Origin of the sequence: Hanamia caeni (assembly GCF_003721595.1) — a bacterium.
GTDB lineage: Bacteria > Bacteroidota > Bacteroidia > Chitinophagales > Chitinophagaceae > Ginsengibacter > Ginsengibacter caeni.
Genome location: NZ_RJJR01000002.1, coordinates 323,057 through 338,210, shown reverse-complemented (window position 1 = coordinate 338,210; position 15,154 = coordinate 323,057). Strand labels below are relative to the sequence as shown.

At 38.5% G+C, this 15,154-nt stretch carries 11 protein-coding genes; 10 read left to right on the top strand and 1 reads right to left on the bottom strand.

Features of this window, described 5'->3' with window-relative positions; genetic code table 11:
* Window positions 1-626 precede the first annotated feature (626 nt).
* Complete coding sequence (locus EFY79_RS04635; protein ID WP_148041854.1) at window positions 627-2,507, top strand: sensor histidine kinase; 1,881 nt, start codon at window positions 627-629, stop codon at window positions 2,505-2,507.
* On the opposite strand, the gene EFY79_RS04630 is transcribed toward EFY79_RS04635, so the two are convergent.
* On the bottom strand, window positions 2,502-3,143 hold the full coding sequence (locus tag EFY79_RS04630; protein WP_123119513.1) for a response regulator transcription factor: 642 nt from the start codon (window positions 3,141-3,143) through the stop codon (window positions 2,502-2,504). The two genes, EFY79_RS04635 and EFY79_RS04630, sit on opposite strands and share 6 nt — an antisense overlap.
* A 347-nt stretch (window positions 3,144-3,490) precedes the next feature.
* On the opposite strand from EFY79_RS04630, the gene EFY79_RS04625 reads away from it, so the two are divergent.
* The 9 genes from EFY79_RS04625 (at window position 3,491) to EFY79_RS04580 (ending at window position 15,135) form a co-directional block, all read left to right on the top strand.
* Window positions 3,491-4,960 carry a hypothetical protein gene (locus EFY79_RS04625; protein ID WP_148041853.1) on the top strand — a complete coding sequence of 490 codons (1,470 nt, stop codon included), beginning with the start codon at window positions 3,491-3,493 and terminating at the stop codon, window positions 4,958-4,960.
* 64 nt (window positions 4,961-5,024) lie between these two features.
* The gene (locus EFY79_RS21380) at window positions 5,025-6,917 is read left to right on the top strand and encodes a hypothetical protein (protein WP_158605153.1); all 1,893 of its coding nucleotides are present in this window, start codon (window positions 5,025-5,027) and stop codon (window positions 6,915-6,917) included.
* Between the two features lie 87 nt (window positions 6,918-7,004).
* Entirely contained in the window at window positions 7,005-8,582 is a 1,578-nt protein-coding gene (locus EFY79_RS04615; RefSeq protein ID WP_123119511.1) for an amidohydrolase family protein, read from the top strand.
* Window positions 8,583-8,818: 236 nt separating this feature from the next.
* Entirely contained in the window at window positions 8,819-9,427 is a 609-nt protein-coding gene (locus EFY79_RS04610; RefSeq protein WP_123119510.1) for a toll/interleukin-1 receptor domain-containing protein, read from the top strand.
* 2 nt (window positions 9,428-9,429) lie between these two features.
* Complete coding sequence (locus EFY79_RS04605) at window positions 9,430-11,376, top strand: KGGVGR-motif variant AAA ATPase (protein WP_123119509.1); 1,947 nt, start codon at window positions 9,430-9,432, stop codon at window positions 11,374-11,376.
* 426 nt (window positions 11,377-11,802) lie between these two features.
* A complete protein-coding gene (locus tag EFY79_RS21275) occupies window positions 11,803-11,988 on the top strand; it encodes a hypothetical protein (protein ID WP_148041852.1) in 186 nt (61 codons plus the stop codon).
* A gap of 454 nt (window positions 11,989-12,442) precedes the next feature.
* Complete coding sequence (locus EFY79_RS04590) at window positions 12,443-12,904, top strand: hypothetical protein (protein ID WP_148041851.1); 462 nt, start codon at window positions 12,443-12,445, stop codon at window positions 12,902-12,904.
* A gap of 30 nt (window positions 12,905-12,934) precedes the next feature.
* Entirely contained in the window at window positions 12,935-13,267 is a 333-nt protein-coding gene (locus EFY79_RS04585; protein ID WP_123119505.1) for a hypothetical protein, read from the top strand.
* A gap of 491 nt (window positions 13,268-13,758) precedes the next feature.
* Window positions 13,759-15,135 carry a Gfo/Idh/MocA family protein gene (locus EFY79_RS04580; RefSeq protein ID WP_123119504.1) on the top strand — a complete coding sequence of 459 codons (1,377 nt, stop codon included), beginning with the start codon at window positions 13,759-13,761 and terminating at the stop codon, window positions 15,133-15,135.
* Window positions 15,136-15,154: the final 19 nt, after the last annotated feature.

Genomic DNA, 15,154 nt, shown 5'->3' with positions numbered 1-15,154 from the left:
AATAATAAAGGCCATTTGAGTAATTCGTGGAGTAGTAATATTCGAAGTTTTCAAATTATTGATTTTAAACGATTAGCGAGGATAGTTCATATCCCTAGGTCTCCGATGTTGAACCGTTATTGTTTACCATTTTGCAAAGTATAGAAAGGTGATTTTATGACTTGGAGAATATGATGATGATTCAGACAAGAGGATGTCTAAATACTTTCACGTAATGAGTAAATCCGCAAGCAAAAAACCAGTTTGATGTGACAATTTTTGAAGTTCTACTTATGAGAGCCGCTAAATAAAAATTGTTCTAATTTCTTCTTCCACTGTAAGAGAAGAATAACAAAATATAAGCCTCGTATATTTATTGCTTTGCTGTTTATTAACCTAAAACATATAAGGCTATACTCCCTTTTAACTACTTTTCGAAAAATTTTCTGCCCATATTTTATAAACCGGGTTAATATTGAAAAATTTATAATTGTGACACTTATATTATAATTTTTGATTATCTTGTTGCCACAATTCTTATAAAGACCCCCAGAGCTTTCCCTTGATTTTCACTTAAAATACAGTATCCATTTTTGATCTTAAAAGATAAGCGGCTGATTTATTGGCTTTCTCCGCTAAAAAACAAAATGGAACAGATATCAAAACCCCCGCCCCTTAGCAAAAAAGCAAATATTTGTAAAAGCATTTGCCTACTGCTGGTTGCCATCTTTCTTTCTTTCAAAAATAATGGCCAGAAGATTTTAATAAATGATAGTGCATTTGTTTTTTCAAATCATTTGAATCCGGATCAGGAAATTCAGCATATTTCACCAGCCATGCTGGATTTTAAAAAATACCAGGATGGCAATATCAATTTGGGGTTGACCGGTTCTGAATTTTATTTCATCATTCTTAAAATCAGCGCCCCGCACACATTACCAAATCAATATCTGACGATTGACAATACAAGCGTCGATACGATTAGCATTTACCGGGTGAACGAAAGTAATGTTGATTCTCTTTTATACCGGGGAGGACAATTGATTCCATTTAGTGACAACAAAAAATATGTATGGCACACGGTTCCACTTGAAGTCAGTAAAAATCCTTCATTCTATTGTATTGCCATAAAATCTTCTCAAAAAAATATCAACATTCACTATAAAATCGGCAGTCAAAATGATTTGATGCAGGATTACCTGGCTAATGAAAGAATTATTTTCTTTTACGTTGGTATTGCATTTATGATTTCTGCAGTAATTCTGCTGGCATTTCTCTTTTTTAAAAAACCTGTTTTTGCCGCATACCTCGCATATATAGCCTGCATTTCAACATGGATTCTTTCTCATTATGGCAGAATTTATCCATACATGTATGCGAACACGCCCATTTTGAATAACGTTGTCAAACCTATGGCCAGCCTTGGAGCGGGGCTTTTTCTTTTGATTGTATTGCAATTATCTTTTGCTCAACATCTAAAAAAGAAAAGTTTTCTCAGCGAGTCCATACAGTGGGTAAAATTTGCTTTATTAGCCACCATTTCGGCCATGCTGCTGCTGCTAATTCCTCATTTAAATGAACGGTTCATGGCTTCGCTCTACATGCTTTGGCACATTGAACTGATATTTTTAATGGCAATAGTTGTTTTTATTCCATTCCATTTTTTTAAAGAAACCAATATTGCCAAAATATTTTCCACTGCTATGCTGGTGATTTGTATGATGACTTTGTTTCAGCTATGTTCAAACGCCGGCATTTTACACAACTACTTTTTAAATGAACATGGAATGTCACTGGCCATTTTGATTGAAAATTCAATAATGGCTTTCGGTTTGTTTTATGGATTACTGGAAGAAAGAAAGATGAAGGAATTGCAGGTGCTTGCTCTTGAATCAGAACAAATGAGCACTTTAAAAAAATTAATTACGCTACAGGAACAGGAGCGTAAAAGAATAGCCGGTGACCTTCATGATAATATCGGGCCGTTGCTTGCCGCACTCAAAATAAATTTCAGGCGGCTTATATCCGCCAAAGAAGAACAAAAGCAAATGGAGCTGGTGGAAAAAACAGAAACTATTATTGATGACTCCATTACGGAAATCAGGAACATTGCCCATAACCTGATGCCAAAGAGCCTTTCGGCAAAAGGCCTGATAAATACTTTGTCTGATTATTTTGAAAACATGGAGCAATTGTATTGCAAGAAAATCTTTTTCGAACACGATGTACAATCGCTGTTTGAACCTGAATTGCAAATGAATGTTTACAGGATTACCAGTGAACTGGTATTGAACGCCGCCAAACACAGTGAAGGAAAAGAAATTTCGGTTTCTATTCAATCAAAAAAGGAAATCCTGTCTGTAAACATCATGGACAACGGCCAGGGATTTAACCCGAAGCATAATGGGAATAAAAACTCATTGGGCATACAAAGCGCCGAAAGCAGGGTAAATTACTTGAAAGGAAAGTTCAGGCTGCAATCCCAGCCCGGTAACGGATCAACTGTGAATATTGAAATCCCTTTATAAAGTAACAATGCCCATATGTGCAGCCTTCAATACAAGGCCGATTCTGTTTTTCACTTCAAATTTTTCGAAAAGCCTTGCGCGGTAAGTGTCAATAGTTGATTCGCTTAAAAAAATCTTTTTTGATATTTCAGCATAGCTCATATCTGTGCATAAATAATGTAGCAATTGATTTTCGCGCTCACTCATTTCCGGCGTATCCTTCCTGGCGATTTTTTTCTCAATATGTTTGTGAATATTTCCTGTAATGATGGGCGTATAATAATATCCGAATTTTACTACCTGATTCAGGGCTGTATTTAGCTCCTCTGAGCTGATATTTTTTAACAGGTATCCTTTTATTCCATATTGAAGCATTTGAATTACGGTGTTATCATCTTCTTCCATGCTAAGCGCCAGCACCTTTATGCTTTTGTTATTTTGGTAAATCCATTTAGCCACCTCCAGTCCGCTCAGGGCGGGCATCACAATATCCAGCAAAATAATATCAGGTAGATTTTTATCATGCTGCAATAAATCAATGGCTTTCAGGCCATCCTGGGCAGACCATTTCACAGTGAAGCCTTCGAAATCATTTATAAGTCCTGCTAAAGAATCGCAGAAGATCTTATGATCATCTATCAAAGCGATGGTAGTCATTTATCAAATATAGATTATTTGATCGCACGATTTTTATTGAAATTATGGAGGAAATCCCTGAACAAAATCATGGATTTTCCCTGCTCAATCCGGAAGAATAAAAATAAGTTTGAAAGGTAGAGCCAGGGAAAACGAATGGGAAAAGAAAGGTGAAACCCGGTAACAAACGTATGGGTTTAGAGTTAATCTTCTTTTTGAAGGATATCTGAATAATGCATTTGGAAGGACGGTGGCATTATCCAAAATTTATTTTATAGCCCATATTTCACAAGCAGCCCTGCAATCAATTTTTGTTAGAGATAGCCAATGATCAACCTGGAATAATCAATACTGAAATATTTACTCCTATGTTTAATAATGTTGCATTAGATGTTTTTATCGGTTTGATTTTCGTGTTTTTGCTGTATAGCCTTATGGCCACCATTATACAGGAAATAATTGCAACCCGCTTTGCTATCAGGGCAAAAGTTTTAGAAAAAGCTATCCTTCGAATGCTTGAAGATGGAAAAACTACCGGAGATATTCCCTACCTGGACCGGATAAACGGAATTCTCCACATTTTCAATCTTAAAAATTTGATGAAAGGTAAAAAAGTAGCTCCCTGGTTTTATGCGCATCCGCTTATTAAATACCTGGCCGAAGATAATTGGTACAGTAAACCCGCTTATATATCATCAGCAAATTTTTCCAAGGTAATAATGGATCTTCTCAAAGGATTCGACCAGGCGGGCAATCAAAACCCGCAGGCTCTTCACGATTCTATCATTGCAGGCGTGATTCACAAGCTGCCCATCAATTTAAATGATATTGCTAACCCTGCTATAAAAAGCATAATAAACTCAGGCAATGGAACAAACGGCAATACCATTCCAATTAATCAAAATACAGCCCTGTTCATTAAATCGCTTTGGGAAGACTCGGGCGCCGATATTGCATTGTTTCAGCAAAAGTTAGAACAATGGTTTAATGATACCATGGAGCGGGCTACAGGCTGGTTCAAAAAATACACAAGAATTTTACTTTTCTGCATCGGACTGGCAGTTGCTTATTTCTTTAATGTAGATACTTTAGCCATCCGGCGAATACTTACCAATAACCGCACTGCGCGCGACCAGATGGTATCGATGGCTATAGCCAGCCAGGAACATTTAAATCCTGATAAATTGTTGCCGGGAGACAGCACCCGCCTCGATTCTACTTTTAACCTGGTGGCGGCTGATGCAGAAAAATCAAATAATGTTTTGGGATTAGGAAGGCCATGGAAAGATACTTTGAAGATGTGGAAAGACAGTATGAAACGTGCTGACTTTGAAACCAGGCTTAACGCCTTAGCGAAGGTCATTCCTTCAACACAGGATAGTATAGAGCGTCTGAAAAATAAAATCAGCAATGCAACTGATTTGGAAACGAGCCTTTCTTTCAAAAAAGATAGTTTAAAAACTGCCGTAGACAGTACCCGCTTATCAATCATTATTGACTCCCTTAACAAGTCTATGCAAACTGATAAAACCAATTTGGCAAAATATGTTGCTTCACTGCAGCAATATAACAGAACACAACATTTTAAAGATAGACATGACTATATCAAACAAACAGTAGGTGATAAGTGGAATTATTATAGCCCGAATCAATCTGGTGGATGGGAAACCTTTTTCGGCTGGATTATAACTGCAATGGCCATTATGCTTGGAGCGCCTTTCTGGTTTGATATGTTGAGTAAGATAGTCAACCTGCGGGGCACAGGGTCAAAAGTGGAAGTAACCGACCAATCTAAGATTGGTGTCGTAACCCCTAATCCAGGCCAGAAGCCTGAATGAATATTGTTCAACTGATTACGATTTCACTCTAAGAAAACAAAAGACTTATCAAACAAAATAAATTATGGAATTAACCCCCAACCCCACTTTCCACATCGGCCTCACCATGGCCGGCGCCGGCTCCGCTGGATGCTATACCGGCGGCGCTATGGATTATCTTTTTGAAATCCTGGATCTGTGGGAAAAAGCAAAAAATAAAAATCTGCCAGGTTACGAACAATGGTATGAGGCAGTGCCACAACACAATGTGATGATTGATGCCATGGGCGGCGCTTCCGCCGGCGGCATGACAACTATTATGTCTGCTATTTATGGGTTAGATGGCAGGATAAACCCGGTAACAGATCCTTCCCTTATTGGCGGCAAAAAAGATAATATTTTTTATGATAGCTGGGTAAACCTGGATGATGATCCTGATGGAAAAGGAGCAAAAACATTAGCCAAAGCATTTAAAAATGATGATCTGAATGACAACAAATTTGTGTCGTTGCTCAATTCTAAAATAATAGATGATATAGCTGACAAGGCGCTTACGGTTGAGGGAAACCTTATAGAGCAGGTAGATAAACTTCCAACCTATTTTTCAAAAGATATGGATTTATTATTGTCCCATACAATGCTCCGTGGCATTCCGCTGAGCATTAATTTTTCCACCGATAGCGATATTGCGAAGGGCGTTCAGGGAATTGAGTATAACACTTTCGAGCACTTCATTGTCTCCCAATATAAACTCAACAATGGCGTCAAACCTAACGCCAATTTCTTATGGCTCAATCCGTACGAAAAGCCATTCTGTGATATCATGTCGCTGACTACCAAGGCCACGGGCGCTTTTCCCGTCGGATTAAAATTCAGGGAAGTGGACCAGACGATTTTTACAGATGACTATATAAAAGCGGTCACGGAAAGAATCATCTATAACCGCTTCGGGCAAGTTGAAAATATTACACCGCCAAACTGGGACAACTTTCCTTCGCCATTTGATTTCGTTACTGTTGACGGAGGCGCTATCAACAACGAGCCTTTTGGCGAAGTGATGGGAATTTTAAAACACCGCTATAACGAGTGTTACGAAAACGGATATCCAAAATATGGAGTAGTAATGATCGATCCTTTTCCGGATACAGTAAATAAGGATGATATATACAAATCACCCTCGGATCTATTTTCGGTGGTGCCTTCTATCATCAACACTTTGTATGAACAATCTAAAGTGAAGAAAGCAGATCTTGTAGAAGCTTCTCTGAATCCGTATTACAGGTCAGAGATTTATCCAACAAAATCTATTTCAGAAACCGAAGTGGAAGCTCATCCTATTGCGTGTGGTACTGTTTCTGCTTTTGGAGGCTTTCTCGATATCGAATTCAGGCATCATGATTTTTTCCTGGGCCGCGACAATTCAAGAAATTTTTTCAGGTATTATTTCGCTTTTGAATATAAAAAAGACAGCGCTAATCCATCTGCCAATATTATACATCCTATTCATCAATCGTGGACGGATGAAATGGTTGAGGCCTTTAAGCAAACCGGGCCGGATGGCAAAACCTACTTACCCATCATTCCAGATATGAATTTATTAAAAGAAAGAAAGACCGGTACTGAAAAAAATAGATGGGATTATTCTGTAAAAACCCGGCCCATGTATGATCCAACTGCATTGTTTGATCAGAGAAAAGCTATGGAAGACCGGTTTGAAAAAATACTCGACATCATTAAAGCAACGCTAGTTAGCAAGAATGCCTCCACCAAAAATACAGAGACGGGAAAATGGATGGATAAGTACTATCACAGCACCTGGTTTGACAAGGTTAAAGGGTATCTTTTCAACAGGGCATTAACGGGCGGATTTAATGCGTCAAAGCCTGGCCTCGCACGTAACGTAGCAGAGTTGGCCGTGAAATGGGTTTTGACAGATCTGGATGAAAAAGGATTTTTGAAAAGAGTTGAAGATGTATAAAAATTTTTAGCCTATATCCAATGCACTATCATTTTAAAACAGTATCAAAAAAATAAATAAAATTATTTCACCCCAAAGCCATTCAACATGCCATTTTTCGATTTTCATATTCACCCAACCTTAAAGTCCCTATTTTCTGAAAATGATGCCAAAAGTCAATGTAAAAAACACAGTCCGTGGACGCCGCTTGACAAAAGTAAAATTCCATTCCTGCTTAAATGCTGTACTGAATTTCCTTACATACTTCAATCGCAGGGCGACCTTGCGCAATTGGCCGCTTCAGATTGCAACCTTGTTTGCGTAGCCTTATACATGCCTGAAAAAGATATGCTGGCTGCTGACCTTTTACAAAAAAGTACTGAAGGTCCTTTAGGAATTTATTTGCAAAAACAGAAAATAGATACGTTACTGAATGGTAACCCATACGAGCTTTTGCGATCAGATGACTGGGCCACACTAACGGACGCCGTGCAATTTGGCATCAACAATAAAAAAGTGAAGCTCATCAGGAAAAGAAGCGATTATGATGAAAATGATTTGTCCACCATCCATGTGGTTTTTTCGGTAGAAGGCTGCCACTCGCTTTCTTCGGGAATACAAAATTTTGATGTAGACGCTATCATAAACAATATAGATGACCTCCGGAAAAGTGCGGCGCTGCTTTCAATTAACCTGACACACATGGAGCAATCGCCGCTTTGCAACATGGCTTTTGGGATGCAATTTTTAAGTGATGAAGGTTTTCGGCCTACAGGATTTAAAATTGAAGATAAGGGCATAGCGGTGCTGAAACATTGCTATGAAAACAACATAATGATAGACGTAAAGCACCTGAGCCTTGGCTCCAGGCAGCATTTGTATGAACTGCGCCGTACGCCCGAATTTGCCACCATTAACCAACCGATAGTATGCACCCACGCAGGCTTTACGGGCATTTCATTTAAGGAAATTCCGGATTACCTTTTTGCGGTCAGGGATTTCGCCAAAAAGGGATACACCGTTTTCTGGCAGGGAAAGCCGGTAAAATACGGTGACAGTCCGCGCCCCTGCTTCAATGCATCAAGCATCAATTTATACGATGAGGACATTATGGAAATCCTTCAATCCGGAGGGATGATAGGGCTGAGTATGGACAAACGCATTTTAGGGTTCCAGCAATTTGAAAAAGAAAGCAATGGCCGGGATGATTTTCCTTTGGAAACAGAATACATTTCCAATAAGGAAAAAACTTTGTTTTTGGGGAAAGGAAAGGTGACTATCAGCAAAGCCTTTGCTGATGCGGAAAAGATAATGAGCTGGGATGAGATTGAAGAAGGAGGCGAGGTGAACCCTATGTTGAGCGACTATCATCTTAAGCACTTTATGGCACATATCATTCACGTGATAGCGCTGGCACAAAAAAATAGTTATGATGTGATGACGGCGCTTAACCAACTTTGTATCGGTAGTGATTATGATGGGCTCATTAACCCAATCTGGGTTTGTGAAACTGCCAACAGCCTTGAACACTTTAAATCTGAACTGGAAGACAACTTTGTTTCGTTTGCTAAAAAATCGGGCATCAAATTGCCCGAAGAGTTTGACGTAAAATCGTTTTCAAAAAAGCTTTTCTTCGAAAACGGAAGAGATTTTGTGATGAAACGACTGGATATTATCAATGGATAGAATTGTGTGGAAGAATGAATAATTTTAAAATAAAAATTGAAATTATTTGTCCATTTACTGGATTTAAAATGAAGTTCAATAGAGGCGCAATAAGCCTTACTCATCTTTGGGTGGACGGGTCAATTTCCATAACCTATGCAAGTAGAGCAAGGATGGAGAGAGAGATTTGACGAAAGGACTTCTATTTGATATTTGATAAATCGCTTAATTTAGTTAATCAGATATTCCTTATAAATATGAACTATGCGTATGACATTTTTATAAGCTACAGGCGTGATGATTTAACAAAAGCCTGGATTGAAAAACATTTCGTTCCATTACTGGATAGTCATGTCTTTTATGAATTAGGAAGGCATCCCGTTTTTTATATTGACCTTCAGCTTGAAAGCGGAACAACCTGGCCCATCGCCCTGGGGAATGCTCTAGGCACATGCAAAACAATTATTCCTCTTTGGTCAAAAACATACCTCAACAGTGTGTGGTGTGCGTGTGAAATAAGCCACATGCTCGAAAGAGAAATAAAAACCGGTTTTAGAACTTTGCAACAGCCCGAGGGCCTTGTGTTTCCCACTATTATACACGATGGTGAAACTATGCCAATCAACCTATCTTCTATTCAAAAAGTGGAAATACAGGATTGTTTTAATGTAAAAATGTCGCCTGATAGTCCAAAAGCTGAGTTATTATCTGATAAACTAAAACCGTTGGGAAAGGCAATTGCAAGTGTATTAGATAAAGCTCCCGATTGCCAGGCAGACTGGAAGATTGACACGGCAAATACATTTTTCAAACAGTTCTATATTAACACGCAGGCGCAGCAAACGCAAACACCCAAATTCATTTAACAATGAGCAGCATTATAACTTTTTATTCGTATAAGGGGGGAGTGGGCAGAAGCATGTCACTTGCGAATATTGCTTTTGAACTGTCAAAACGTAATAAAAAGATTCTGATTGTAGATTGGGATCTTGAAGCCCCAGGCCTGGAAAGATATTTTAATGCGTTCCAAATAAATAATGAAGGCGAGGGTTTATTATCTTTATTATCAGAATTTAAAAAAAATAACACGGTTGATTATACAAATTATCTCTGGACAATTTCTACCGATTTCAAACATCCCATTTACCTTTTACCGAGTGGCAGGGAAAAGGATCCAATAAAATATACAACCGAACTTGAAAGGTTTAACTGGGAAGATTTTTTTAAGCCCGAAGGCGGCGGTATGCATTTGGAAAATTTGCGAAATCAATGGTTGCAGGACTTTGATTTTGTTTTAATTGACAGCCGGACTGGCCTCAGTGATGCAAGTGGCGTTTGCACAATTATGTTACCAGATGTGGTGATACCTATGTTCACTGCAAACTACCAAAGCCTGTTTGGTATCAGAGACATTATGAATTTCATTCAGTCTTCACGCCAACGGCTGGCAGTGGATAGAATGACGTTAACTATATTGCCCCTTCCTTCGCGCTTTGGAACCCGCGTAGAATTTAAAGAATCCCAGGAATGGCTTGACCGCATTGCGGATATTTTAAAGAACTGCTTTAGCGACTGGCTGCCTAAGTGGATTGAACCAAGGTATATGCTTGAACAAATAAAAATTCCCCAAGTTGACTATTTCAGTTTTGGAGAAAAACTTGCAGTAGTGGAACAGGGAACCAATGATCCGGAAGGTATGGGATTTATTTATTCTAAGATAGCAGATTTTATTTCAAGTGATTTTACAGATATTGAAAATTTTGTCGGGAAGAATTATTTTGAAGAAAAAAAATCTTATTACCATTATACGAAAGAATTAAAAGCCACAGAAGAAAAAAAAGAAAAGAAATATAACTATGATTTGTTCATTAGCTATCCCCGTTCAGTATATCAGTGGGTTCGTGAGGTAATGCTGCCAACCCTAACGGAATACCTGGGTGATGAATTAGGTTATAAGCCACAGATATATTTTGATGCAGGTGAAATGGTTCCTGGCAATGATTGGAACGATACTTTTAAAGCTGCTCTTGAAGGATCTAAAGTTTTCATTTTTGTGTTTTCTGATTCAGAATTAAGCAGCAACTTCTTAAATAGTGACTTACTGGTTGCTGAAGCCATTCAAAAAACTTTAAAAACAAATATACTTTTTCCGGTTCTTTTTAGAAAAGGGTATGGCGAACTAAACTTGCCGCCGTCAATATTTAAGATTCAACCTGTTGATCTAAGTTCTTTTTCAAAAGAAGCAATTACCGGTAGCACAAAATTAAACGCCCAATTTGGAAATGTTATTGAACAATTTGTTCAGACTTTGGCTTCCAGTATTCGGGAAATTGATAAAAAGGATCAAAATGTGATACCAACCGAAAAAGATATCCATGTTGAAATTGAATCCCTGGCCTATGCGTATGAAAATCTTCGGAAACAAATGCCTTCGGGTAATACCAGAACCCGTTTAATGCAGGATATAGTCGAAAAAATGAAAAGCAAAGCTTCAGAAGCTGAATTAATTCTGCCTTCTTTAACCAATAGTTCTTCCCCTGGAAAAAGGCTTGCCGCTATAGCTATTTTACAGGAAAAACCTAAAATTGAATATGTTGACTGGCTTGCTGATCACACAGGAGATAATGAAAAACCATTTGTTGGCTATCAGGCATCAGTAGGTATTTATCTTGCGTCAAGAAATTTGATTGATAAAAAGGCATTATCAGGGGCAATTGATAGAGCCTTCGAAAACGTTGACAAATACCCCTATAAAGACCCAAATCAAATATCTGTTCTGGAATCAGCAAAAGCTCAGTTAAGTTTTAAATCTTAAAATGCGTGTCATAATATCTCCAGTATGGCCTTACAAATCTATGGAGAGCTGAAAATCTTTTCATCAGTTCATCCCATTTTATGAAAAGGTTTCTGTTTATTTTCCTAAACTTTTTATTCTGAGGATAGCTTTCAAATGCGGAACCTGTTTACCAAAATCTTGCTGGGAATCCTAAAACAAACTTTGCTAACGAATTGGATAGTAACTACTTACAATAAAAATAATAGTGTTGGCCATGCATTGACTGCTCTTAAATTGTTTTCAGAAGTAAAACGCTTGAATATAGCTTTGCATCGCAAAAGTCTGGGGAAGTAAGATAAACTCCAAATTGAGTGAAGGATAACTTCAGGAAATCATTATTAACAACTGCTGATCTACCCTCCTCTTCTTCCCGAAAGACATATTTATTAATTAAAAGGATTTATAATGAACAACATTATTAAGCAGCCAACTGTGCAGTTGGACAATTATGAACAACAGGAAAGATTGGTACGGGAAGTCAACGTTAATGAAAATAGTCAAAAAAGAAATTTTACTACTATAGACATGTGGAACCGGAACCGAAAAGTGCGCTCTGCAACGGCAATGCTAAGGAGATGGCATCTTAACTAAAACTCTTTTGAAAATTGAACAAGCCCCGGGGACAAGCCGGGGTTTTTTTATTTAAAGACTTTTCAGCGGCAAATTTGTGTGCAGACAAGTAAATACTGCTCATTTTACGTATCTCATTTCAGCTTGAAATTGCAATAGAGTATTTCAGAAAAAATTGGAAAGGAAAAGACAGTAAAGCAAACTATAAAACTCTTTTTTATTTTAGTGATAACATTTGCTATGAATGCCGGTATCTGCCTGATGCAAAAATGAATGTAAGGCCAGCGCTTTTCCATGAAAAATTTTGTGCTTTTCCATGAACACAAGTAAGGTTTTACTTTTTAAGAAAATAAATGATTCAAATAAATTTGACGCTGAAGCATTATGATACTTGCATGATACTTCATAACCATTGATTACAAAATATGTTCTTCCTTTTGCCGGGATGGTATTATAGACGATTAAATTTTCCTTTATGAAAGCAAACCACGTATTGAAATCATGGATTATCATCCTGGCGTTTATCAGCACGATAGTAAGCTGCCGCGTAATGCTGATTGGTGCTTACGACCAGGTAACCGACGAAAGCATTCAGCAAATACAAACAGAAGTGTCGACATTATTGGTAAAAATTGAAAAAAACATTACCAATAATACACCTGACGGAAACAAATATGAAAACCTGAAAAGCGATTACGACAAGATAGAAGGAGAAATAAAAAGCCTGCAGATAAGAACCAACTCATTACCAAAATATAAAATTATCAGCCAGGAAATAACCACTTTGGAAAATAATATTAAAACCATGGAAGAGTTTAATAAAACAGGTTTCACAAGCATGGAACCCGTGCAGGTAATTGATTCAACTTTCCAGGTACAATTTTCTGCAATGATTGCCTTACAAAATGGACTGAAACGGCAAAAAGTTTCTAAATAATCCGAATTACATACGTTTAAAATTATTATTATGGCTCAAATAGATTTTAAATCCCTTACAGATACCTTACTTGGCACACTAAAAAATAGCCTGGGCGATAAATGGCAGGCAATCAGCAGCCTTGCCACCACCTCTGCCAAAACCCTTGCACACAACCTGGTGGAAATAGAAAAAATGATGGTAAACAAAAAAATTACTCCAGAGCAGGCGAAGCTATTATTTAGCATGCAAAAGAATGCACTCACTACGGTTTTGTTGTCGGAAGAAGGATTGGGCTTGCTCGCAGCAGAAGCGGCTATAAACGACGTTTTAGACGCCATAAAAGGAATAACCAATAAGGCTTTGGGATTTGCATTAATTTGATCGCATACAGTTATTATCCACAAAAATATTTTACGCATTTGTTGAAATTAGAAAATACTTTCTAATTCAGCAGTATACCTCAATTCATCAAATAAAAGATAAGTTCACTTCTCTTCCGGCAAATACTCGCCACTCGAAACCTATACCGCACGCATCCTGTAAAATTGTTCCTTTTCATTCTCTTCAGCAGATAATACACTGGCTTACAGTAAAGCAAGTTTTAGCCCCATTTTTATTTTTTGTAAATCAAACTCAAATATCTGGGAGACGTTTTATAAAAAAACAATAGTTTTGATTATTGTATTCTTCAATCATGTAAGACGTTTTGCTGAGCTTATCGTTAAAATGTAAATTTTGCTCATAAATTGATCCGCAGGTAACGCAGAATCACGTTGCCTTCAGGTGGTATTTGGTGCGTTTGTGAAAAGAACCGTTGTGTACGGCTTGACATTTTTAAATCTGTTCATTTTTAATTTAAATAAAACAAATCCATGGAAAAAAGAAGAGAATTTATCAAAAAAAGTTTGATGGGCACTGCCGGTATTGCAATCGGAGGTTTTGGTTTTAGCGCAAAATCGTATGCATCCATTATCGGAGCGAACGATCGTATCAACCTTGCCGTGATTGGCATTCATGGCAGGGGCGTGGCGCATATCGATGCATGGTGCAAATTAAAAGATAGCCAGAATGTAAGACTGACTACGTTGTGTGATGTTCATGAGGAATTTTTTCCTTCGCGTTCAAAAATGGTAATGGACCAAAGCGGTGTCAACCCCAGGACAGAATATGATATGCGAAAGGTTTTCGATAACAAAGATATTCATGCGGTATCCATTGCTATGCCTAACTTCTGGCATGCATTGGGAACCATCTGGGCATGCCAGGCGGGCAAGCATGTATATTGTGAAAAGCCTGCGATGCACAATGTATGGGAAGGCAGAAAGATGGTAGAAGCTGCGCGCAAATACAACCGGATAGTGCAGGTAGGATTTCAGAATCGTTCAATCGCGAATGTAATAGAAGCCATTCAATTTCTTCACGACGGAGGCATTGGCAAAGTGTTTATGGCGCGTGGCCTTTGCATAAAGCCGCGAAATTCTTTTGGCATAGCGCCCGACAGCAAACCACCGGCTTCACTTCATTATGATATGTGGCTTGGGCCCGTTACATGGCGTCCTTATAATGAAAAGCGTGATATTTATAACTGGCACTGGTTCTGGGATACCGGCAACGGCGACACAGGCAACCAGGGTCCACACCAGTTTGATATTGCGCGATGGGGGCTTAATAAAAATGAACATCCTGTGTCTGTGCACTCCACCGGCGGAATCTACGGATGGTCTCCCGACGAATGCGCCCAGGAAACGCCCGACATGCAAACATCCGTTTTTAAATACAAGGACGGCTCTATACTTGAATTTGCAACACGCGGGCGGCAATCAAATGGCGAGGGTAGCCTTGGAATAAAAATCGGGAATATTTTTTATGGAACGAAAGGCTACCTGGAAATTGATGGCTCTACATGGAAGGCATTTCATAACGGAGAGAATAAACCTTTTGCCGGCTCAAAAAGTGAAGGCACCAGCAATGAGGCTATCTCGCTTGCAGGTCCTTCCGAAACAGAGCATTTTTCTAACTTTTTGGATGCGGTACGTTCGGGCAATTATCACGATTTGCATTGCGATGTTAACGAAGGATTTTTTTCAACCGTGCTGCCCTTGACGGCCAACATTTCTTATCGCCTTAAGCGTGACCTTGAATTTATGGGAGGTGATATGGATCGTGAAAAGTTTGTGAATGATGCCGAGGCGAACGAACTATTGACACGAGCCTACCGGCCGCCTTATGTAGTTCCAAACGAAGTTTAATTCATTTCCGGTTCACATT

Bases quoted from the DNA above. Each gene is read 5' to 3' on its own strand.
- EFY79_RS04635 (WP_148041854.1), top strand. From the start codon at position 627: ATGGAACAGATATCAAAACCCCCGCCCCTTAGCAAAAAAGCAAATATT.
- EFY79_RS04630 (WP_123119513.1), bottom strand. From the start codon at position 3,143: ATGACTACCATCGCTTTGATAGATGATCATAAGATCTTCTGCGATTCT.
- EFY79_RS04625 (WP_148041853.1), top strand. From the start codon at position 3,491: ATGTTTAATAATGTTGCATTAGATGTTTTTATCGGTTTGATTTTCGTG.
- EFY79_RS21380 (WP_158605153.1), top strand. From the start codon at position 5,025: ATGGAATTAACCCCCAACCCCACTTTCCACATCGGCCTCACCATGGCC.
- EFY79_RS04615 (WP_123119511.1), top strand. From the start codon at position 7,005: ATGCCATTTTTCGATTTTCATATTCACCCAACCTTAAAGTCCCTATTT.
- EFY79_RS04610 (WP_123119510.1), top strand. From the start codon at position 8,819: ATGAACTATGCGTATGACATTTTTATAAGCTACAGGCGTGATGATTTA.
- EFY79_RS04605 (WP_123119509.1), top strand. From the start codon at position 9,430: ATGAGCAGCATTATAACTTTTTATTCGTATAAGGGGGGAGTGGGCAGA.
- EFY79_RS21275 (WP_148041852.1), top strand. From the start codon at position 11,803: ATGAACAACATTATTAAGCAGCCAACTGTGCAGTTGGACAATTATGAA.
- EFY79_RS04590 (WP_148041851.1), top strand. From the start codon at position 12,443: ATGAAAGCAAACCACGTATTGAAATCATGGATTATCATCCTGGCGTTT.
- EFY79_RS04585 (WP_123119505.1), top strand. From the start codon at position 12,935: ATGGCTCAAATAGATTTTAAATCCCTTACAGATACCTTACTTGGCACA.
- EFY79_RS04580 (WP_123119504.1), top strand. From the start codon at position 13,759: ATGGAAAAAAGAAGAGAATTTATCAAAAAAAGTTTGATGGGCACTGCC.